We start from the raw sequence: 1,843 nt of genomic DNA on the forward strand, positions 1-1,843 counted from the left end.
AAATCGGAATAAAAATGGGCGCTATCATCTCAGGCGAAGGACTCGGTCTTTTCAATAATACTTCATCACTTTTAGGACAGCATACTCGAACTGCTTTGGGACAAGCGTCAGAAAATGTGTTTGTAAATGCTGCAACGGGTAACTTGGTATTACAAAACCAAGATGAGCAAGTAAAAGGGTTGGGACTTGGCTTAGGGGTGCTTAGAACCTACAACAGCTTGGGCCATTTTGATGGTGACAATAACGACCAATGGCGTCTCGGGTTTTTAAAGTCAATCTCAGTTGAAGGCACTCGCAACCAAGCGGGCAGTGTGGTAACACGAGTAACTGCGGATGGCTTTGCTCAGCGCTTTAACTATGACGCGGCGAAGGGTGCGTACATCAGCACCCAAGGCAGCGGCGCTCATGATACGTTAAAGTTCAACGGTGACGGTAGTGCGGTACTGAAGATAGATGGCCAAAACATCACCGAGCGCTATGACACACAAGGTCGCCTAAGTGCGATGGTAAGCGTAGAAGGCCATGAAACCACCATTAGTTACAGCGGCAGTCGTGTTAGCCAAATCACGACCCAAACTCAAAGTGGTACCGAGACCACGCTACTGAAATACAACGCACAAAACTTATTAGAAAGTATTCAAACCCAAGCCGGTACAGGGGAAGCCCATACCCGAGTGTACTATGGCTATGATGCGAATAAGCGCCTGAATTCCGTTAAAGTTGATTTAACGCCCAATGATAATTCCATCACTGATGGCAAGGTGTATGAAACCAAATATACCTACCATGGTGATAGTAACCGCATTCAGTCGGTTAGTCAGTCGGATGGCACCAAACTGACCATTGGCTATGAAGCCCATAACGGCGACTACCGGGTTAAAACTTTGCAAGATGGCGAAGGTCGCACCACGGTCTACACCTATGTATCAGATACCCACACCCGAGTCACATTGGGTCAATCACAAGTTGATTACTACTTTGACAGCAATAAGCGTTTATCTGCATTAGAGCGTGTTGCTGATGGCCAACATGTCAGAGATGAATACGAATACAACGGTGCAGGGCAAATCACACAAGTACGGAACGGCTTAGGGCAAGCTAAAACCTATACCTATGACAATGCTGGTAACCTAACAACCCAAACTGATGCGGATGGGGTGACGGTAACACGCACTTACAATGCTCATAACCAACTACTCAGTGAAACGCTGGGTAATAACACCACCTACTATGTTTATGATGCAAGCCAACGCCTACGCTTTACACTGGATGCAGACAATAGCCTAGTAGAATATCGCTATAACGGATTAGGTCAACGAGTCAGTCAACACACTTATACAAAAGCAAGTTATACCAGCACCAATCGTAGCTTAAGTGCACTACAAACCTTTGGGCATAGATGGAAGTACCACACGCTATGTGTACGATGCCCACGGTAAGCTGTTACAAGAAACCACCCCGCGAGGCGTGGTGACAACAGGCACAGATAATGACTTTACAACCAGTTATAGCTATGACGGCTTAGGACGCATACTAACCAAAACAGACGCCAACCAAGCACAAATCCAATACACCTATGATGATGCCAATCAACGTATCGGCACTCGATTTGCGAATGGATTATGGCAAACGCAGATGTTTGATAGAGCGGGGGCATTAGTATCGAGCGCTGAAGGTACCTCACTGGGCAATAGTCGCTATGGCACAGAGCGAATTTACTATAACCAAGAAGGCCAAGCGGTTGCGACCAAAGACAAGCAAGGAGCCATTAGCTACACCTTATATGATGAGTCAGGTAATAAAGCGGCGGTTATCAGTAAAACGGGCGCTGTGACGCGCTTAC

General features: G+C 46.7%; 2 protein-coding genes. Both read left to right on the forward strand.

Annotated elements, in window-relative coordinates; genetic code table 11:
* Positions 1-1,439: DUF6531 domain-containing protein (locus BB427_RS16205; RefSeq protein WP_217492913.1), on the forward strand; the 1,439-nt coding region annotated here is incomplete at its 5' end.
* The coding region (locus tag BB427_RS16210) for an RHS repeat domain-containing protein (RefSeq protein WP_175401294.1) at positions 1,420-1,843 on the forward strand (424 nt) is incomplete at its 3' end. The genes BB427_RS16205 and BB427_RS16210, both read left to right, overlap by 20 nt.

The sequence above is a fragment of the Pseudoalteromonas sp. BMB genome, from assembly GCF_001709235.1.
GTDB lineage: Bacteria > Pseudomonadota > Gammaproteobacteria > Enterobacterales > Alteromonadaceae > Pseudoalteromonas > Pseudoalteromonas maricaloris.